This is a genomic window from Pseudoalteromonas sp. SR43-5, from assembly GCF_014163835.1.
GTDB classification, from domain to species: Bacteria; Pseudomonadota; Gammaproteobacteria; order Enterobacterales; family Alteromonadaceae; genus Pseudoalteromonas; species Pseudoalteromonas distincta.
In genome coordinates this window covers 34,775-55,434 of the sequence record NZ_JACJEA010000007.1, presented here as the reverse complement: position 1 = coordinate 55,434, position 20,660 = coordinate 34,775, and the positions used below count along the sequence as shown (strand labels likewise).

Annotated in this window: 18 protein-coding genes; 9 read left to right on the top strand and 9 right to left on the bottom strand. The window is 40.1% G+C overall.

What is annotated here, in order from left to right; genetic code table 11:
* Positions 1-15: 15 nt before the first annotated feature.
* From H5090_RS05770 to H5090_RS05745, 6 genes are all read right to left on the bottom strand, one after another.
* A complete protein-coding gene (locus H5090_RS05770; protein WP_182695250.1) occupies positions 16-1,110 on the bottom strand; it encodes an OprO/OprP family phosphate-selective porin in 1,095 nt (364 codons plus the stop codon).
* A 1-nt stretch (position 1,111) separates the two neighbouring features.
* Positions 1,112-1,699 (bottom strand): DUF4956 domain-containing protein, encoded by a 588-nt coding sequence (locus H5090_RS05765; protein ID WP_182695249.1) that lies wholly within the window; start codon positions 1,697-1,699, stop codon positions 1,112-1,114.
* 1 nt (position 1,700) lies between these two features.
* Positions 1,701-2,615: a polyphosphate polymerase domain-containing protein gene (locus H5090_RS05760; protein WP_182695248.1), complete on the bottom strand. Its 915-nt coding sequence runs from the start codon at positions 2,613-2,615 to the stop codon at positions 1,701-1,703.
* Between the two features lie 77 nt (positions 2,616-2,692).
* On the bottom strand, positions 2,693-5,251 hold the full coding sequence (locus H5090_RS05755; RefSeq protein WP_182695247.1) for a CotH kinase family protein: 2,559 nt from the start codon (positions 5,249-5,251) through the stop codon (positions 2,693-2,695).
* Positions 5,252-5,474: 223 nt separating this feature from the next.
* Positions 5,475-6,602, bottom strand: coding sequence for a zinc-binding dehydrogenase (locus tag H5090_RS05750; RefSeq protein ID WP_007583457.1), 1,128 nt, complete (start codon positions 6,600-6,602; stop codon positions 5,475-5,477).
* 105 nt (positions 6,603-6,707) lie between these two features.
* Positions 6,708-7,385 (bottom strand): glutathione S-transferase family protein, encoded by a 678-nt coding sequence (locus H5090_RS05745; RefSeq protein ID WP_182695246.1) that lies wholly within the window; start codon positions 7,383-7,385, stop codon positions 6,708-6,710.
* Between the two features lie 174 nt (positions 7,386-7,559).
* On the opposite strand from H5090_RS05745, the gene H5090_RS05740 reads away from it, so the two are divergent.
* From H5090_RS05740 to H5090_RS05710, 7 genes are all read left to right on the top strand, one after another.
* On the top strand, positions 7,560-8,459 hold the full coding sequence (locus tag H5090_RS05740) for a LysR family transcriptional regulator (RefSeq protein WP_182695245.1): 900 nt from the start codon (positions 7,560-7,562) through the stop codon (positions 8,457-8,459).
* 166 nt (positions 8,460-8,625) lie between these two features.
* Positions 8,626-9,012, top strand: a complete 387-nt coding sequence (locus H5090_RS05735; protein WP_033036383.1) for a hypothetical protein — start codon at positions 8,626-8,628, stop codon at positions 9,010-9,012.
* Between the two features lie 69 nt (positions 9,013-9,081).
* Positions 9,082-9,555 carry a hypothetical protein gene (locus H5090_RS05730; RefSeq protein WP_024597799.1) on the top strand — a complete coding sequence of 158 codons (474 nt, stop codon included), beginning with the start codon at positions 9,082-9,084 and terminating at the stop codon, positions 9,553-9,555.
* Between the two features lie 64 nt (positions 9,556-9,619).
* Positions 9,620-11,254 carry a DUF6892 domain-containing protein gene (locus H5090_RS05725; protein ID WP_182695244.1) on the top strand — a complete coding sequence of 545 codons (1,635 nt, stop codon included), beginning with the start codon at positions 9,620-9,622 and terminating at the stop codon, positions 11,252-11,254.
* A gap of 144 nt (positions 11,255-11,398) precedes the next feature.
* A complete protein-coding gene (locus H5090_RS05720) occupies positions 11,399-13,363 on the top strand; it encodes a hypothetical protein (protein ID WP_182695243.1) in 1,965 nt (654 codons plus the stop codon).
* A 71-nt stretch (positions 13,364-13,434) separates the two neighbouring features.
* Entirely contained in the window at positions 13,435-13,893 is a 459-nt protein-coding gene (locus tag H5090_RS05715; RefSeq protein WP_182695242.1) for a thioredoxin family protein, read from the top strand.
* A gap of 213 nt (positions 13,894-14,106) precedes the next feature.
* The gene (locus tag H5090_RS05710) at positions 14,107-14,493 is read left to right on the top strand and encodes a hypothetical protein (protein ID WP_182695241.1); all 387 of its coding nucleotides are present in this window, start codon (positions 14,107-14,109) and stop codon (positions 14,491-14,493) included.
* Positions 14,494-14,558: 65 nt separating this feature from the next.
* On the opposite strand, the gene H5090_RS05705 is transcribed toward H5090_RS05710, so the two are convergent.
* A complete protein-coding gene (locus tag H5090_RS05705; RefSeq protein ID WP_182695240.1) occupies positions 14,559-15,437 on the bottom strand; it encodes a LysR family transcriptional regulator in 879 nt (292 codons plus the stop codon).
* Between the two features lie 121 nt (positions 15,438-15,558).
* On the opposite strand from H5090_RS05705, the gene H5090_RS05700 reads away from it, so the two are divergent.
* Positions 15,559-16,641, top strand: a complete 1,083-nt coding sequence (locus H5090_RS05700; RefSeq protein ID WP_182695239.1) for a YeiH family protein — start codon at positions 15,559-15,561, stop codon at positions 16,639-16,641.
* Positions 16,642-16,670: 29 nt separating this feature from the next.
* Here the strand turns inward: H5090_RS05700 and H5090_RS05695 are convergent, their stop codons facing one another.
* Together H5090_RS05695 and H5090_RS05690 are read right to left on the bottom strand one after the other, a co-directional pair.
* Positions 16,671-17,978: a DASH family cryptochrome gene (locus H5090_RS05695; protein ID WP_182695238.1), complete on the bottom strand. Its 1,308-nt coding sequence runs from the start codon at positions 17,976-17,978 to the stop codon at positions 16,671-16,673.
* Positions 17,979-18,097: 119 nt separating this feature from the next.
* Complete coding sequence (locus tag H5090_RS05690; protein ID WP_182695237.1) at positions 18,098-19,825, bottom strand: DUF885 family protein; 1,728 nt, start codon at positions 19,823-19,825, stop codon at positions 18,098-18,100.
* A 226-nt stretch (positions 19,826-20,051) separates the two neighbouring features.
* Here H5090_RS05690 and H5090_RS05685 point away from each other — a divergent pair, with 226 nt between their 5' ends.
* Complete coding sequence (locus tag H5090_RS05685; RefSeq protein WP_182695236.1) at positions 20,052-20,639, top strand: DUF4202 domain-containing protein; 588 nt, start codon at positions 20,052-20,054, stop codon at positions 20,637-20,639.
* Positions 20,640-20,660: the final 21 nt, after the last annotated feature.

Sequence of the window (20,660 nt, the reverse complement as noted above, 5' to 3'; positions counted from 1 at the left end):
TAAACACCAAGCGCATTAAAACGAATATTGCAGCCTTAATGAGATTGCATTGCCCGATGTGATAGTACCGCCCGCTTCAAAGTAGTCGGCTTTAATGTAGTCGGCCATAAATTTTATGTTTTTGTTTACGGTGTAGTTAACGCCAAGGGAGTAGGTTTTTGCGTCTTGGTTTTCTTGCTTGAGCTTAAGTAAGCTATAGCGGCCTGTAATTTCCCAGCCAGGCTCTGAGCTTGCGCCTAGTTTTGCGTTTTTATACTTACGGTATCCGCCCGACAGCTGATAACCAAATTGCAAATAGCCGCCTTCGTAATCATTGGTTGACTCTTCAATACTGGTTACTTGTGCTTGTTGCCACTCGGCCATCATGGTCAATCTGTCTTTAATCCATAACAGCTCTATACCTTGCTGCGAGAGGTTATCGGCATTAATTTTATCGCCTTCTATTAATGAGTCGGCGGTATAAACTTCAAGTGGCTCATTTACTCTAAATTCGTTACCGTCGTACTGCCTCTCACTAAATGCGACGCCTAAGTGTAATAGGTTGGTATCTTGCTGCCATGGCACCCAGGCTACCCGCCCTGTAATAGCTGATGTTGCTTCGTCTTCGTCGGGCTGATAATAACCAAGTTGCCAATTTACTGAGGCTACCTCTCCCGATAGGCTAATACCTAAACTTCGCCCTGGCGAAAACGCTTCGCTCATCATGCTGCGTTCAAGCATTAATAAATTACGAGAGCTGGTTAGTTTTTCTAGGCCAAAACCTTCTTTTTGCTGGCCTATGGTTAAATCAGCATATTTCCAGCCTGAGTATTCTAGGTAGGCGTCTTTTATTTCGGTTTCGCCATCGGCAAAGCCAAGCTGAAATTTACTTTTCCAGTCTTTGCTTATGTCTGATTTAAAACTTAGGCGAGCGCGGCGTATTTCTGAGGTACTTTCTGAGCTGTTGCTGTCGTATTGATCCTCTAATAATGAGGTATCAAACTTGTTGTAGTCGAGCATGATATAGCCGCTTAGGTCTATATCATCGTTAATTTTGGCAAAGCTTGCGTTACTAACAAAACAACAAAGTGTTGAAAGCGCCACGGTAGAAATAGTTAGTTTAGAGGTCATGTTAGGCTACCTTTGTTTTTTTTTCGGCTAAGTAGCTCACTTTTAGTTGGGCTACATCTTTTAAAAAGTCGATGTGCTCTATGTCTACAGCAACTACGTTTAGGCCTGTGCGCAGTTTTAAATCGTTGATGAGTGTGGCTTGGTTTTGCGGGGTTATGTTTTCTATGCGCTCGTAGCAAACGCTTTGTACTTCGTAGCGTTTTACAAATATGCTTGAGTCAATTACAAAGGCAATTAAGCAAATTATGCCGTTAAGAATACTTAGCTCAATTAAGCTCATTTGCCCTACAGAGGTAAGTAAAGCAATAGCAGTAACAAGGAATAAGTAAGTCATTTCTTTAATCGAAATAGACTCAGTGCGGTACCTTAGCATGGTAAATACGGCAAATAGACCAAATGCAAATTCCATTGACATATCAACGCCATGCAGCAAAAAGGTAATAATAAAAACGCCTACGCCAAATAAAATAAACGAGCCTGCCACCACTGCATTTTTACTTATGCGAAAGTAACAGCCATAGCAAAGTACAGCCAGCGATAGGATGTTTACTAAAAAACGGGAAAGAAAAATAAGATCTAATTTTGTCATTTTAATTATTCTCTAAAGGTAAAAGCGGGTTAGTGCGGTTAAGGTGTTTTAAACGGGCTAAAACGGGTTTAAAGCGGTTTACTTTTAAGCGCTCGGGGTAGAGCAAAGCACAGCCAATGCAGTATTTACTAAACGAGGCAGGGAATATGTGGTGTTTGCTCATCAGCTTATAAAATGGCGAGTGTTTTGTTTTTTTGCGTTGCTTAAGTTCGGCAATAAAAAAGCCCGGTAGGGTTATTTTGTTATCGCCTTTTGGGGTGTTGTACCACAGGTTAAAATCAAGCGTTAAGCGTTCGGCTTTTTCTTCGTTGGCTAAGGCTATTCGGTTATAGCCGCTTTGTTGGGTTACGTTTAAATGTGCAAAGCTGTTTTTCATTTGTTCTTTCATAAACGCAGTACAATGAGCTTGCTCGTTGTTTTTTTCGAGCTTGATACGTGTTTTAACCGTACGGCTTTGATTGTTTTTTAGTTTTACTTCTAGGTATTCGGTGGCGGTATCAACGTAGCGTCTTTGGCGCACTTTGTATCGATTAAGCTTACCGTTATGGTGGGCTTTGTATAAATCAAGCTCGGGCGTATCAAAGTACTGATTATAGTAAGAAAATAAACGCTTACCTTGTATATCAAGCACACGGTATTGGCCATGTAAGTGAGTTAGTAGCTCAGGTAAAAAAGACAGTGGCAGCATAAACTTGCTGTCTACACGGTTCATTAAGTTGGCGTTATTAAGATCTTTTAATCCGTAGCCTTCAAACGGGGTGAGTAGCTCGTTAATTAATGTTGATAATGGGCTATCAGCGGTTGGCTTTTCAGGTTGGGCCTGCTTATTTTTAGTGTTTATTGCAGTAATTGCTACAGGTGCAATTGAAGCGTCCTTTTCAAAAAATTCATCCTTTAAACGTGCTTGAATTGTCATAATTTTCTCAGATTATTAAATTGCAAAGTTACAGAGTGCAGTGCCAGCGTGCTGGCACTGCATGAAGGATGGGTTGTTTATCTAGAGCAAAAGCCGCTGCCGTCGCCGGCTGAAGGCAATGTGCCATCAAGCTGCGCGGTCATATTTGCTACGCGGTACTGCATAAACGACGTTAAACCGTAAAACTGCCCCGTAGTAGAGGTTAGGTTTTGCTCAAAGTAATCTGAGCCGTAAAAACTAGTGGGGTCGTTTTGTACGTGCTCACGGATTAAGTCGGCTATTTCATTTACGCGGGCACTAAATGTGTCGCTTGAAAGTGAACCATTAATAAGTTGCGTTAAGTAACTGTGGTACACATCAAGGTTGCTTTGCTCGGCAAATACATTAGCAATTAACGGGCGCTCATTTAATGCGCCGCTTACTGGCTCATCAATGTAGAGCTCTCTTACATCTACGCCATTACAATTCATGTTAAAGGTGCCAAATGACTCGTTAAAATCCCATGGCAAAATGCTAAATACGCCATCGTCATCGTAAATATAATAGTTATGAGCAAGCGTTCCGTGGTAGCTATCTAAATTAGAAAGCGAAGTGCTAACCGACATATAACGTAAAAGTGTATCTACCTCGATGGCGCTGGTTTCGCCGTCATCGAGCGATTCTACAAAGTTAATAAATGCGCCGTTATCGGTGCTCTCTTCGTTAGTTTGTAAGTTTATGTCGGTGTAGCTTTGTATGTCGTCACCTAGCCATAGTAAATCGCTGCCTGTGCCATCAGGCTTGTATAAATCGCCGTTACTGTTGGCAAAGTGTTTTTCTACAAACTCACCATCTATGGCTTCTACCATTAAGTACAAACCAAATAGTTCGCCGTTTACATAAAAGTTAACGTAAGCATGCTCAGGCGTTGGTACGCCCATTTCATCCATTAGGTCGTAGGCAATTACTTCACGCATGTACGACGGGTCGTTAAACGAGTTTTGCAGTGTGAATTTTTTTAGCCCAAAAAACTTTTGGCCCGACACGTATTCGTTAATGTCGACCTTAAAGCTGTATCGGTCACTGCTAGAGTTGGCAACACTGCTTAAGCTTGAGCCGCCTTTAGTGCGAATAGCCACACTATCGAGTGTTACTCCATTAAAGGTAATAGCAGTTTCGTGATATTCCTCATCAAGTGGGTTATCTAGAATGTCTTGCCAGTTTTCGTCGGTAATTGTAATAGAAAGCGTATTAACAGCTGTGGGTGTAAATGCGGTTGCAACGGTATTCTCACTACCTGGAGTAGGGGTTAAAAACGCATGAGTAAAGTCGGTGCTGTTACTTAGGCCGTAACTAAAGCCTGTGGCTACATCGCTTTCGTCCCAATCATTGTAGTCAATTACTTCATCGTTGAGTATTAAGCTTAACTCGTCTTCTTTACCTAGTTTAAAGGGTACGTAGTAAGTGCCTGGATCTTCATCGGTGGCATAAATAGTAATGTATTGGCCTGCGTATAAATCTATGTCGGGCAGGGTTACTGGGTCTATGTCGTCGCTTTCATCAATAACTTGGTAGTTGGCTAAGTTAATAGTATTTTCGCTGTTATTGTATAGCTCAAACCAGTCGTTGCCATCGTCTGCAGCGCTTGCCACCACTTCGTTAATAACGAGTGGTCCGTGAGTTGCTTTGCTGTTTTGGCTAAGCTCTGTTGGAGTTAATACCGCTGTTGCATCGCTGCCATCTGGGTAGCGGCCATAGCTGTAACCACTCAAGGCTTGGCCTTTTTTCCACGATAACTGCTCTATAATTACATTGTTACTGTAAAGGCTTACGGTATCGCTTGAGCCTAATTTAAACGCTACGCTTGGGAGGTCGCCTAAATCATCGGTGCTGGCGTAAATACGATAAAACTCACCGGGCGCTAAAGTAATGTCGGGTAGGGAAAATTGCTCGTTATTGTCATCACTTAGTGTGTAGTCAGCTAAATAAACATCGCTACTGCTTGTTACATAAAGCTCTATCCAGTCCTCGGAGCCGCTGCTGTCTTTTGCTACTACTTCGTTTATACGCAGTGGGGCATCTTCAGCAATTAGCGTGGTAACAAGTGTTGAGGTGTCGGCTGTTTGGTTAGCTGCGCCCTGTGTTGGTGTTAATGTTTGCGCGGTGCCGGTGCCGTCGGTGTATAAGCCGTAGCTAAAACCTTCAGCGGCTTCGCCTTCTTCCCAATCAAGTACAGACACCGCAGTGCTATTTTCATAAAGCGTAACAGCGTCGTCGCTACCTAGTTTAAAGGTAACGTAATAACCATTATCGGGCGGTGTGTCGGTTTCATCAATGGCTTGAATAACAATAAACTCTCCTTGCGAAAGCGCTACTGCGGGTAATGCTTGAGGCTCTCTGTCGGCGTTATCATCAACAAGTGAAAATACCGACAAATCGGCTATATCTTCAGTGGCATATAGCTCAATCCAATCGTAGGAGGTATCACTTGGACTTGCGACAATTTCATTTATAACTAAGCCAGTTGACGTGATTGTTGATGATGAATCAGTACTTTGCTCTGTGCTAGTGTCGGTAGTTTGCTCAGCACCGCCGCAGCCATACAATAATGTAGTAGAGGCAATAACTGAATAAAATATAAAAGGTTTTATATTCATGTAGGCACGCTTATTATTTTATTAAAGTGGATAAACTATAAGAATAAAAGGTGCAAACAATGTGTAAACATTCAGTAAATTACGTTTTTGTGATGGTTTTATGACAGGCTTTTAAGGACGCGTTAACTGCAAACCTAGCAATAGTAGAGTGCGTATATTTAAACGTAAAAAAGCAGATACCTAATTAGCATCTGCTTTTTAATTTTTAACGAAGAATATTTAATTAAGCTTGAGGTTTAATTAAGTACTTTTCGCCGGTGGCTTGTTTAGAATAAGCCGCGATTGACTGTAAATGTAATACCTCAGCTAATGACACTTCGTGCGTGTAGTTACTCGCAAATGTAGTGGTGATTTCATCAGCAACGCGTTTGCGCATTTTCATTACTGTATCTGTGCCTAATTTACCTAAAGCATTAAATAGCAAGAACCCGTTTACAGCCCAAGCAAAGCCAAAGTTACGGTTTAATGTAATAGGGCCGCGGTCTAGTGCGCCATAAATGTACACTTGTTTAAATGTATCAGAGCCATAAATTGTGTGCTCTTTCATATCGCGCGCAGCTGCAACTTCCATACAGTTAAGAATGTCACTTGTTAGTTGGCCGCCACCAATAGGGTCAAACGCTATAGTTGCACCGGTTTCGATTATTGCAGCTGTTAGGTCAGCAAGAAAAGTGTCACTGCTTGAGTTAACAATATATTTTGCACCCATATCGCGCAGTAATTTTTCTTGTTCTGGTTTGCGAACAATATTAATTAAATCAACGCCATCTGCAATGCAAATACGGTTTAGCATTTGGCCAAGGTTAGAGGCCGCTGCGGCGTGAATAATGGCTTTATGGCCTTCGGCGCGCATGGTTTCTACCATTGCTAGTGCGGTAAGTGGGTTAACAAAAGATGATGCACCTTCTTTAGCAGTAGTCCCTTCTTTTAGCTCTAGGCAACTTTGTACATTGGCACATATAAATTGACGATACGTACCGCCGCCAATTACTGCAACGGTTTTACCCATTAATGCTTGTGCAGCTGGTGATGACCCCGCAGCTACTACGGTGCCTGCGCCTTCATTACCTACAGGGGTTGCTTTTCCAACACGAGTTTTAAGTGATGGCATAAATTGAGCTGGAACATCGGCAGTAATTACTGGGTCTTCATCAGTACCCGATTGCTTTGCAGTAGACATATCAGCTGCGCTGAATAAAACGCCTAAGTCTGATGGGTTTAATGGTGCAGCTTCAATACGAATAACCACTTCATCGGCATTTGGCTTTGGCATCTCGATGTTTTTTAAGGCAAGTGTAAGTTTATTGTCTTCGCTGATAGTTGAAGTAAGTTGGATATTTTTATCTGTCATAGGTGTCTCCTGCAAAGAATTAAATTTGTTAAGCCAATAGCATTATTGTATTGGCGATCTGTCTTAGTAATTAAAAATTAGAATAGATACTTTTGTAGCTACGCGTTATTTAGCGTTGGCTGCTTGAATTTGCGCTTTCACTTTTTGCATAAATTCAGCCATATTTGATTGCCGATCGGCCTCTATGCTTTGGGTAATGGCTAATTGGCTCATTGATTCGTTCCACTCTTTCATGCCGGGTACTTGTGCAAGTACATCCCAATCAAGCTGGCTTGAGCCAAAGGCGTTAACAATGGTGTTTACGTAATAAACGTAAATGTCTGCCATTGTAAATTGCTCGCCTGCAATCCAAGGTGAAAACTTACACACGCTACTCAAAGCGGTTACACCACGCGTTAATACTTGGCGTACTTCGCCTTTAGTTGTGTCGGTTACTTCAGCGCCTGAAAATACATAAGGGATGAACCGTCTGCTTGGCAGTTCAAAATAAAGCTCTGCCATTTTCATAATTTGACGTACAACTGCGCGCTCACCTGCATCTTCAGGGTATAGCGGGGTTTGTGGGTACGACTCTTCTATAAAGTCGCAAATAACACTCGACTCAGAAATATTAAGGCCGTTAGCTGTTGTGATTGCAGGCACTTTGCCTGCAGGGCTGATTGCTAATAACTCTTCGCTACCGCCGTAAACAAGGTGTTCTTTAAATGGCAGTTGTTTGTGTAAAAGTACATGTTTAACTAGGTTGTAATAGTTGCTAGCAGCAAAACCGTGCAAAGTAATCATAAGTCAGCTTTCCATCATTAACGTGAAGATACTCATTGCCAAAAAATGCAATTTAAGTCCCTGTCTTTAGGTTGAGTACATTATTACTTGTTTTAATTTGCTTATATATAGGGGAAAATGCGAATCACTTTTGTCTTTAAGACAATAAAGCATTTTATTTAATGGAGAGGCAACTTGGATCAACTAAAAGCCATACGGTATTTTATTAAGGTGGTTGAAACGGGCAGTTTTACCAAAGCCGCCAAAGCTTTTGATGTGCCGCCTTCGTCGTTGTCGAGGCGAGTTGCTGATTTAGAAAAAAGCCTAGGGGCGACGCTTTTAAAGCGTTCGACCCGCATAGTTAAATTGACCGAAGTTGGGCAAATTTACTATAACGATGTTCAGCAAATATTAAATCAGCTAGAGCAAAGCCATGAAACTGTGCGCAGTTATCAAACAACACCAATGGGGCGATTATGTATAAGCTCAATGGTGAGTTTTGGTGACAAAATACTACTGCCTCTGCTTGATGAATTTAGCGCGCTATACCCCGAAATTATATTAGATGTTAGCTTAAGTGATGAGCTGTCGACACTTGGGCGCGACGATGTTGATATTGCGATTCGCGGTGGCTATGCGCCAAATGAGCGCGTGCTAGCAATAAAACTAATGGATAACGGCTTTATTCCTGTTGCGTCACCCTGCTATTTACAAAAATACGGTGTACCTACTAATGTTATGGAATTAAAGGGCCACAGTGGTCTTTATTTTAAAACGCCAGCGGGGCCAACGCCTTGGTTATGTAAAGTGGATGAGCAATGGCACGACGTTTCTGGGCCTGCGGTCGCTATTTCAAATAACGGATCGTGGCTAGCTAAAAAAGCATGTAATGGCGAGGGCATTTTAATGTCAACTCGATGGGCGCTCGACTCATACCTTGAGTCTGGCCAGTTGCAAGAGCTTAAGTTTGAGCATGAGTTAGCAATAACGCAAAACACCAATATGGCCGTTTATCTGTTGTACCAAAAGCAGCGCTATTTAGTGCCTAAGGTAAAAGCGGCGGTCGACTTTTTAGTACAAAGAATAAAAAGCTAGATAAATTTTATCTTTTTGTTCTCCAGTAATTGCTTTTAATATCATAGAAGAGGAGTTAAAAATTCCTAAATAGTATAAATTCAATGCTTAATAAATAAGCTCGTTTTGACTTTAAAGGAATATTTATATTCCCCTAGTTTAATTTCAAATGTATTTAGGGTGGGCTATGAAAATAAATTTTTCTTGGCGAATTCAGTTTGGTCGCATTGTACCAATATGCTCTTGTGAAAATGTAAACAGTAATGGTAAGAGTGTATTGTTAAGTCTTTTATTAGATGATGGTGGGTTACATTACAGTGAAACTATTTTTTGGATTGATGAAGGAATAAAGAGAATAAACTCTGTTTTAGCAAGTGAATGTAGCTTTCTTGACTGGAACCGCGAAAGATGGGGAACTGAATTCACGCTACACAATGCACAAGTATATTCTTTACTAGACGATAGCTATTTTCAAAATATATCTACGCAGCAGCTTAAAGAAGCTCTTGGCGCGTGGAAGTTATTCTTAGAGTCAACCCCTGATCTACAAAAAAACATTGAAATAAAATTATAAAAGACAAGTTTAATCAGTATGTTAAGCGGTATCAGCTGGCTTAATGTTTAGTTATTGGGAGAAGTACGTATGGTGCCATTTGGTTTAAGTTCAGAGCAGTTTAAAGCTAAGTTTTTAGTTTCATTAGAAAAGATATCACCTTGTTTTATTCGCGAGCTCAAGAAGTTGTTTACAGTTTCAATTCCTGAATCTGTTTTAGGTGCTGAGATTCAAATATTTCTAGGTGATGATTGTATGGAGACTCCTTCAGCTTGGATATATTACGAAGGAAAACAAAAAAAGATAAATAGCACTGATGCTTCAATATTTTCTGGTAAATCAGTGGAGTTACTTTCGGGTGATTATGCTATACCTCATTTTGATGAGAAATATTATATCAATGAAGAGTTCAACGCGGGTTACTTAATTGCTAATCTAACAAAACAATGGCTGGCTGAGAGCTGGTGGAAGGCTGGAGGCTGGGATTATCCTATTCCAGTATTAGTTATGGTTCATGATGATTATGGTGATGGTTCGTCGATTAAGTTGTCTGCAGTTTGCTAATAAATAAAAAGAATACCCTATAACCCCACAAAAATATCTTTCGAGTAAGGACTACCGAGTAAATATGTTGACTATACATTCTCAGATACAAAAAAATATAGATTTAATTCGTGACCCTAATTTTGGTGTTGTTCAAAAAGGTGTACCTAATAAAAAAAATAAAGCAACAGTAAGAAACATTCATGCGCAATGGAAAAAATTAATAGAAGAACAGCAAGCAACCATTAAAAGGCAATATGATCGAGGGCTCATTGATTGGCCAGAATGTCGTAGTTTAATGAGGGCTGATTTTAGCATTGAAGATGAAATATACAGCGCAATGATGAATTGGCTTTCAACCATAGATTTATCTGACACACTTGAGGTTGAGTACCTTGCTACGTTTATTGAGACTGTAAGTAGCTCAGATTATTCGCCAAATGCTTTGGTGTTATTAAAATATCACCAAACTATACTAACTAAAATAAAAGAACTTATTGAACACCAACGGGTACATCAGCAAAATACAAAAATTAACTTAGTTGTTTCAGGTTTAATAGAGCTATATTTTTATCTTTCAGTAGGCAGTTACACTCCAGATTTTATCAAGCGGTATGAACTCAATAAAGTTGATATAGCGCTATTGCTTCCTTCTTTTTATCGAGCATTTCCAGATGAAGATAGTAATTTGATAATGGGTATTTTTGAAGAGTTTCACCCAGATGTTATAAACGAGTTTACTCAGCTATTACATTCGAGCATTGTTAGGCATGCTAGAAATAGCAGTTACGGCTGGATGCATTCAGAACTACTAAGTATGCTTGCAAAGCCTGCAGATGTGTTTTATAAAAACGCACCTCTGATTTTTAAAAGCCTGATTAATGACTTTGATTTTTCTGATATTGAGATGGATTATTTAATTGAAAATTTAATACTATGCCCGCTTGGGATTGAAGGTAAAAAAACACAACAAGCACATATTCAAGAACACCTAAATCACATTAAAGCAAAGGGCGCAAAACAAAGTATAATTAACGATTATCAACAAAAATTAGATAATATAGATGCAGTTAGCCAAGAAAAATACAACAAAAATATTAAAACGGCTCTGCGTAGAATTACCGTTTCAGCCCCTACTCGAAAAAGCTTAGACATATTACTTAAAGCCACTACCGATAAAGCTAAAGTGACACACTTAAAATCGTTACTTTTAGAAGCTGATGCTTTAAAAAACACACCTAAATTGTTTAATATTAATAATAAACCAACCATTTTATTTCGTGATTTTAATTTTAAGTTACTCGTTATTGAAGAGCTGATGTATCGACAAGAGATCCTCTTACCAAAGTTTGATTTAGATTTATTTGCCAAAGAGTATATAAAACGCGAAATTGATCGAGAAGAAGATGGATATGAGTGCATTGCTGAAGTTAAAAAGTACTTTAAAAACGTAGAAATACCGATGACTTTACTCGAAAAAGTAACGCAGCTTTATCAAGACAGTGGTTTGGGTGGAGGGGCTGTATTTTTAGAACACATGCATCCATTTTGGGATCCCGGAATGGGAGATGAAGTACCCAAAGTAACGAACAAAGTAATTGATGATTTAGCTTTACTACCTAATCTTACTAAAATAATTGGTTTAGAAAATAGCGAGCCGAGTAAAAAATTATTAAATGCCTTAGCTGAGCGAAATATTGTGTTGGAAGAAGAGGGTTAATTTAGATTGCTCCCTAAAAGCAGACCATTATTATTTGAATTTAAGTATTAATTTTTTCTGCTTTTAGCTTAATTAACTGTAGCTAAAGCTTCTAGCCAAATGACCGATACATTACTTAATAGGGTTAAGCGGTTAAGGATAATCATGGTTAATAATACACTCGCCAGCCAGGCTAATTTGAGCACTTTGCTTTCCCAATCAGTTAATAATACGGATCATACCTCTTTGGCTGCGCTAGAAAATAGCGGCGACCTTCAAGCTATAAATGATTTACAAACTAACGCGCCAAAAATAACCGATGGGTTATTAAGCCAGTTAAATAATGAAACTCTTGATGAAGCACTAGCCAGTAATCAAAAGGTCGAGGACGTTTTAAAGCAGCAACTTACCTCGTTATTTACTATTTCAAGCACGCCCAGCATGCTTAACTATAAACTCTCCGATGAAGAACTCGCCCTGCGCACCGTAATAAGCTCTCAGCATGAGGGGTTATTAAAAAACGAAAACAGCACCCAATTAATTGAGCGATTAAATACGTCAGTTAAAAATATTCAGGGTGCTTATGCTAATACCAGCGATATTTTATCGAGTTTAGGTCAGCTTGGGCATGAGCAAAAAACGTTTTTAGCCTCAAGCCAGCAACGTGTTGAGCGCTCACTTAATCCATACATGGAAAGCCTTAATCGCGCAAAATACGAGGATGACGATAACTACCTGTTTGAGCTCTCGGTAAAAACTAAAGAAGGCGATGTTATAAACATTACCTTTAACTCATCGCAAGGTTATGACGAAGAAACAGGTGAAGCGATAGATGGCTTTGGCATAAGTTACGAAGTTAATGGTAATTTATCTGAGGCTGAACATGGCGCTTTAACGCAGGTTATGGCGGGTGTTGGTGAAATGGCCGATGAATTTTTTAAAGTGAGTGAAAATTCATTCAACCCTCTTATAGTCCCAAATCAAACAGACATGAGCTTAGATTTTTTAGCGGGCTTTAATAGTGAACAGTTAGCCGGTTTTAATGTGTCGTTTTCAACAACGCAAAATGATGCGCTTGATACTGCCCAGAACACGCTTGATTTGAGTTACTCCATTGATGAAGCATCAAACCAGCAAGCACTTGTGTTTACAGCCGCAGGTGGGCAAAACGACATTGATTTTGCACTCGATATGTCAACCATTGGCGCTGAAGACACGCAGCAAATGGATCAGTATTTAGCGTCGCTAGATCAAAGCCTAGAAGATAGCCGAGTAAACAGCACCAAAGACGATAAAGAGTTTGCATTTGGGCGCAAAGGCGATGAGGCAATTCAGCAAGGTTTTGCATTGTTTAAAGGTGCTTTTACGAGTATGTCGGCGGCGGCTGAGCGTTATAGCAATTTGGAGTCGCTTGCAGATCAGCACTTTAATGACGGGCGCGCCATGGTTGCCGATTTGGTTGATAACATGATTACAAACGATGCCCGTTACCAAGGGCTTGGTAATAAGGCGCCGAATACATTAGGAGCGGGGATTTCTAAGCTCGCTGATTTTGATGCCACGTTTTCTTATGTGCTTGATAACGGCGATTATCAGCCTAAAAGTACAATTGAGCTAAGCCAAGCGACTGAACAAAGCCAATTAGGGGAGCTTAGCGGTGTAACGCAAAGTAAAAATGTAAGTAGCCACTTTGATTATCAATACAGTCGCCCTGATTACTACAACAAAGAAGAGAGTTATAACGTAGGTACTGCGGTTAAAAATAAAGAACTTGTGGGGCTTGTTCAGTCTCACGAGGTTGATGTTGATACAAAAATGTTTGAGTTTAATCCGCAAACCAATCAATACGAGCTGCAAATGGCGATGCAAGAACAAACCATTAGCAAAAGCGACATTCGCTTAATTGACGATATTTGGCTTGAAGAAAACGAAAACAGCTACTCAATGCATAAAAAAGAGCGCGATGAGAGTGATGACAAGCAAGATGATTTTATAGAAACAAACCGTCACTCACACACCAAGCTTGTTACCTTAATTGGTGACTTAGATAAGCTAGCTGAGAATAAAAACGTTAGGCGAGAATATTTAACTCACTTATCGCAAGTTAACTTTTTTATGGATAAAAAGTAACGGTTTTGAGTTGTTCACTCCACACTCAATATTGGGTATAGTCGTTTAATACCTAAATTAAGAGCAACCTTATGTTTAAACAATTAATTTTACTGTGCGCTTTAAGTATGCCGCTTGTAAGCTGCGCTGCTACAGCGCCATTTTCGGGCGAGATAAGTACGCAAGCACTGCTAAGCGACTACGACAAGTTTAACGAGCAATACAAGGCGTATACACCAACAGCACAAGACATTTCATTAATGCAAAAGCTAGAAGGCAAGGAGCTAATTGTATTATTTGGAACGTGGTGCCACGACAGTGAGCGCGAAGTGCCAAAACTCATTAAGTTACTTGATGCATCGAAAGTACAACTTGCAAGCATTGACTATGTGGCCGTAGGTTACAACAAGCAAGACGATGCAGGCATTGCACAGGCTCACGACTTACAATACACGCCAACGTTTATTGTTAAACAAAATGGCAAAGAGTTGGTACGCGTAATTGAAAAGCCAACGGGTACGTTAGCGCAAGACTTAACTCAGGGTTTGTAAGGTCAGCTTGCTCGTATTTGGTTTACCGATTTAACTAATAGGTTTATGAGGTAGCTGCTGGACTCATATAACTAGTCTCCTGGTACTTTAATGTGTAAGGCCAAGTTTTACCCCTTTGGCTGAGCCAAAATAGGAATTCAGCTATGGTTTGTATATCAATTAAAACAAATAAAAAACGAATTAATCTACAAGCTCGTTGTGGTATGCCTTAATATGTCTAAGGAGCTACGTAAAAATTTGATTGCTGCGATTCTTAGTCCTTTAATTGCATTACCAGTCCTTGGTTTTTGTTATTTTTATGCGGGTATCGAAAACTATAATTCTGTGAGTTCATTAATTTCAGGTGTTGGTTTTGGTATATCAATAGGGGTGGGAAGTTTATTTTATTTTTATCCTTTAATGTTCATTTACGGATTACCTATTAGCTTATTACTCCAAAAGTTAAATTTATTTAAATTACCGGTAGTTTTAATCTTAAGCATACTTCCAGTTTTTTTACTCAGTCTATTTAGTGAATTTAATCGTGAAACATTGGTTCTTCATTTATTAGTACTTTCAATGGGTTTAACTAGTTGGCTTATATATAATAAATTAAGGTAACACCACAATAAGCGACTAATGTTACACAACCGTTTTCTTACTCGGCTTACAGCTCAGATCAAACATTATTCACTAAACAGGTTTTTTTCGAACGCTTGCGCAGCATGCGAAGACGGCCTGTCTTTATAATGCAGTTGATAAAGAGGCCGAGAGAGTTGCTCGTTATTTTTTTGGCTCAGGCGTGTTAATTTGCCTAACTGCACTAAATCTTCAGTGACTACATTTGGCAATAAAGCGACCCCCATACCTTGAGCGACGGCCCTTGCTATGGCTTCGTTGCTGCCTAATTGCATACTTTGCTCTGCTTGTACGTCATGTTGTGCTAATAGCTTTACCGACATTTCTAAAGTGCCAGAGCCTGGCTCACGTAATAACCAAAACTGTTTGTTTAACCAGACTTTTAAGTTTTTAGCGGGCTTAAAGTTACTGGGTATAACGACACTCATTAAATCGTTTTGCCAGTGCTTACTTATTATATGCGGCTCGGTAGGTGTGCCTTCAACCAGTGCTAAATCGATAGTGCATTCAAGTAGGGCGTGCTCAATTTGCGCTGTATTAGCCACTTGTACTTCTACCTTTATATCAGGGTACTGCGCGCAAAATTTAGCTAAGTAGGGCGGTAGCCAATAGCTGGCAATGGTTGTACTAGTGCCTATAACGAGCGTGCCACGCTTAAGCCCTGTGCGTGATTTAATATCTTCTATGGCGGCTTTTTCAATGGCAAAAATGCTACGTGCATGATCATACAAGGCTTGGCCGCCCTCGCTTAAGGTAAGTTTTTTGCCTTTAGATGCACGCTCTATAAGTTGAATATTTAATTGGTGCTCAAGCTCTTTTAGCGCTTTAGATACAGCCGGTTGGCTTATAAAAAGCGCTTCAGCTGCGCCTGAAAAACTACCAAGCTTTGCTACCGTATAAAACACCCGAAGTGCATGCAAGTTCATTGTGCCTCTCAAATTACATAACTTTAAGTTATCGAATCATGATTTTAATGTATTGGAGTTATATTTTGCGCTTTCTTAAAATGAAGTCAACAGTTTAACGTTGTTCAATTGAGGGAATATTATGCTTAGCGCTATTAAAAATGGGTTTCAGCCTTTGGGTATTAATACTAAGCAATATGGCGATACGCGCTGGTGGTTAGGTATGCTGCTGGTGGTGGTTTTGGCGGGGGCATCTGTTGCATTAAGTAAGTTACCCATAATGCAAAGTGCGCAATTTAGCTCTTTAACTATTGGTATAGTGCTTGGCATTATTGTGGGTAACAGTGTGTTTTCGCGTATTGCTACGCAAACCGATATAGGTGTTGATTACGCTAAAAGTATATTGCTTAAAGCGGGGGTTGTGTTGTTTGGGTTTAGAATTACCTTTGCGCAAGTAGCGGGCGTAGGCTGGGAAGGCTTATTAATCGATGTTGTAATGCTGTTAGGCACATTTATTTTGGCAGTGCAGCTAGGTAAGCGGGTATTTAAGCTTGATGAAAAAACAACCATATTAATTGGCGCGGGTAGTTCTATTTGTGGTGCCGCTGCGGTTATGGCAACTGAGCCAGTTATAAAAGCGCAGGCGCATAAAGTATCGGTAGCGGTGGCAACGGTGGTGGTGTTTGGCACGTTAAGCATGTTCGCCTACCCAATCATGTTTGATTACATGGGATTGAGCGAGCACGCTTACGGTATTTTTGTAGGCTCAACTATTCATGAAGTAGCGCAAGTGGTTGCAGCGGGCACAGCTGTAAGCGCCAATGCTGCAGATACCGCCGTTATAGAAAAAATGCTAAGGGTGATGATGCTTGCGCCATTTTTAGTGGGCTTATCGTTTTGGCAAAGTAAAAAGCATGCTAAAACAAACAATAACGTGCATGGCGGCGAGCAAAAAGCGGGTATTACAATCCCTTGGTTTGCGGTGTTATTTATTGTGGCAAGTGGTGTACATTCGCTATCAGTTATTCCTCAAGTCGCTACAAGCGCAGTTGTTTGGTTTGATAATATATTACTCACCATTGCGATGGTGGCTTTAGGTTTACGCACACATGTTGGCGCTATTCGCCAAGCGGGTATAAAACCGCTGTTATTAGCAGGCTGTTTATTTTTGTTTTTAACCTTGGGTGGTTACGCTATTAATGTGGGTATTGCTGAGCTGTTTTAAACGTTACTGTGTAAAAGTTGATTGGCGGCTTAAATTGGCCAATCAACTTCGTTTAAGGTATCCAGCTGCGTGCTGGTATTTTCATTGCCTTGCCATTTATTAGTGTAAACAGTGTGCGGGTCAAACTGTAACGTTTGTTTTTCAATATTAAAGTGCCTACCACCACGCGGATCTACGCCTACACCTGCTATATATTGCCAATTACCCCAATTAGCGGCTACATCGTAATCAATCAATTGTTGTTCAAAATATGCTGCGCCATAGCGCCAATCAAGGCCAAGCTCGTTCACTAAGCAGCTGGCTGCAATTTGCCTTGCTCTATTTGATATATAACCCGTAGCGTTAAGCTCATTCATAATGGCATTGACTAATGGGTAGGGTGTTGAGCCATTACACCACGTAGCAAAGCGGTTTGGCATAAATGTAGTAAGGGGTTTTGTTTGCTTTTGGCCTTTAAAGCTAAACAGGCTTTTACCTGCCTTAAGTGCATGCCATTTAAAATACTCTCGCCATAGCAATTCAAATTTAATCCAGTAGGTAGACTCGTTTGTTATTTGGTTATGTTCGTACGCCTCAACTGCTTTATAAACTTGCCGCGCACTTACACAACCAAAAGCAAGCCAGGTACTAAATTTTGTGGTGTTATTAAAGCCATCAAGCTCGTTTCGAGTTATTTTATAAGTACTTGGTAGTAAACCTGAAAAGTATTGTTTTAAATGTGTTTGCGCACTTTTAAACCCGCCATGCATTACGCCATTATTTGCTATACGCTCTAAAGGTTTTTTAGCGCACAAGGTTATTGGCTGAGGGAGCAAACCGTTTGGTAATGTTGAAAGTGAAATGGGGCTAGTGGCGGCCCCTACCTTTTTACGAAACGGGGTAAAGTGTTTAGGTAATTCGTTTAAATCAAAGGGGAGGTCACTTTGCTTAAAGAGCGTGTCATGCTGCGACCCTGTAAATTTAGTATTAGGGCAATGTGCTTTGAGTAAGTTTATTTGGCGTTGCTCGTACAGGCCAAATTGCTCGCTGTATACAACTTTATCTATATTTTGCTCATTAATACGCGCTTTCAAAAGCGATACAGGTTCGCCTTCAAGCACATGCAGGGTTTGCCCGTGCTCAATAAGTGCTTGTTGTAGTTCGTACAAGCATTGCATTAAAAACTGCTGTTTGTGCACGCCATATGGCTTTTGTTGATAGTTATTATTTTTAAACCAGTGCGGGTTTATAACAAATACAATATCAAGCGCGCATTGCTCAGTAGCAAGTTCGCTTAAAATAGGGTTGTCGTCTATTCGTAAATCGTTTTGTAGCCAATATAAAATACGTTTGCTCATAGGTTTGCTCAGGTTTTTAAACTCTAGAGCTTTACGAAGCAAAAGCGGGTAGGGATTAGTTTTGAGGTGTTTAAGAGGGTTTTAAAAAGAGGCGGCAAATAATACCGCCTCCTTTAATGTTAAATAGCCGATTTTTGTTTTTCTATCCAATCGTTTATTACGTCTTCTAATACTTCCATAGGCAGCGAGCCTTGGCCTATAACGGTGTCGTGAAAGCTGCGAATATCAAACTTAGCACCTAGTTCTTTTTCGGCTTTTGCACGCAGTTCGCGTATTTTTATTTCGCCCATTTTGTACGAAAGCGCTTGGCCTGGCCATGATATATAACGATCTATTTGATCCTCCACCGCGCTTTGTGGCAAAGCAGTGTGATCTGCCAAGTAGTCAATAGCCTTTTGGCGGCTCCAACCAAAGGCATGAATACCGGTATCAACAACAAGTCTTACTGCACGCCACATTTCGTAGCCTAAACGACCAAAGTCGCTGTACGGGCTTTGATAAAAGCCGGCTTCTTTACCTAAGCGCTCTGTGTATAGTGCCCAACCTTCGCCAAATGCAGAGTGGCTAAGTGTGCGTCTAAATTCGGGTACATTTAACTCCATAGCAATAGCGTTTTGTAAATGATGCCCTGGTATTGCCTCATGTAAGCTAAGTGCTTCTAAATTATATAAAGGCTGTAGTTTAGGTGTTGAGGCTAAAAAATAAGTGCCGGGGGAACGGTTATCAGCAGGTGGCATATAAAACGCGCCGCGACTCGCTGAGCCTTTAATAGTAAAGGTATTACGCGGTAAATGATTAAAGTAGGTTGGTAACTTGCCATACATTTTTTGCGTAATAAAAGCGGTTTTTTCTAGCAGGTCTTGCGCGTCTGTTGCGTAAAATTGCTTATCGGTCGCTAAAAATTCTAAAAAATCGCTGTATGTGCCATCAAAACCTACTTCATCAATAATGTTTTGCATTTGCGTTTTTATACGCGCGACTTCTTTTAAGCCTAGTTCGTGTATTTGCTTTGGCGTGGCGTCTGTTGTGGTGTAGTAATTAACTGCATATTTGTAATACTCAAGCCCGCCTTTAACGCTTGAAATACCCGGCTGCGCTCTACAGTTAGGCATGTAATCGTTCTCAAAAAAGTCGTAAAAATGCTGATAAGCAGGTACTACTTTTGAGCTGATTAAGGCCTTAGCTTTGTTTTGGTATGTAGATTTTTGCTCTGCTGTAAACGTGTTTGGTATACGTGTAAAGGGCTCGTAAAGGGCACTGTTTTCAGGTTGCTTAACAATATGCGCGCTAATGCTTTGGCTGTAATTTTCAAAGGTTTTGCAGTAATGAGTAAAGCCTGTTTTTATACCCTCTTTCATTAAATCAATATTTTGCTGATTAAAGCGAGGGTAGTCGGCAAGGCTGATTAAAAATGCGTTGTAATCGTCGGGTGTTAAAAATGCCATGTTAGCGGGGGCTTCGGCAAAATAAGTATGCCAGCCACTTAAAAAATTAACCGGAAAATACTTATCTTGAAAAAGGTAACTTTGCTGCTCGGTTTTTCGCTCATATTTAAATAAGCGGTAGTTCATTAGCTGCTCGTTGTTGAGCGTTTTTGGGTCAATGCTGGCTAAGCTTTTTAGTACGCTGTTGTTATAAGCTTGGCGCTTTGCAATGGCTTGCTCGCTCCAATTTGGCAATGTACCGTTTGGCTTCCAGCCGTCTGGGTCGGTACGAAAAAATATTTTTTCAGCTTTGGCGTTTTGCCAGTGGTTATCAATAATGGTTTTTAAATCAGTGTTAGTGTCGGCTAAGCTTGGTAGCGATGCAACCGCTAAGCATATAGCTAGAATACTTTTTTTAAACATAGTCATCCGTTATTGGCGAGTTAGTTATTATTTATCGCGCTTTTTATTTTAATTTGTGCTCAATATAGTACCAAGTTAACTTAATCAATGCGCTTACTTTTATAACCTGTAACTCTTGGTTTTACTTTTTGATTGAACAAATTTCACTGCGTAACTGATTGGCGTACTAGTTTATTGTTTTATCAGCGTTTAGAATGACTAAAACTTATTATAAAAAATGATCGTCATGTTTAATAAAGTAATTACCTTAATTGATGAAGCAAACGACCAAGACCCTAATACTGAGCAGCACAATGGACAAAGCTTTCCAAAAGAAAGTTTATACGCCTTGCGCATGAGCGAAATGTTAACTCGTTTTAAACCAGATGCAGATGAACTCATGCAAATTGCAGTGCGTGCACAGCATATTCAGCGTTGGAAGTCGCCACGTAGTGATTTTGAAATGAACAAACAGGGCTATCATCAGTGGCGCAGTGCACTTTATATATTTCATGCTAGCAGCGTGGTTGCGCTCATGAAGCAAGCTGATTACGGTGAAGCTGAGCAAAACCGAGTGTACGATGCGGTCGCTAAAAAAAATATTAAACGTAACCCAGACAGCCAATTAGTAGAAGATGTAGCAAGCCTTGTATTTATTGAACATTATATGCTTGGGTTTGCCAATGCAAAACCAGATTACAATGAAGAAAAATGGATTGGTATTATTCGCCGTACATGGCAAAAAATGTCAGATGACGCGCATGAGTTTGTACTTGCAGGTAATATTACATTGCCCGGCCCGCTTGTTGGGCTTATTCATAAAGCACTTGAGTAAAAGAAAATAAATAAAAAGGAA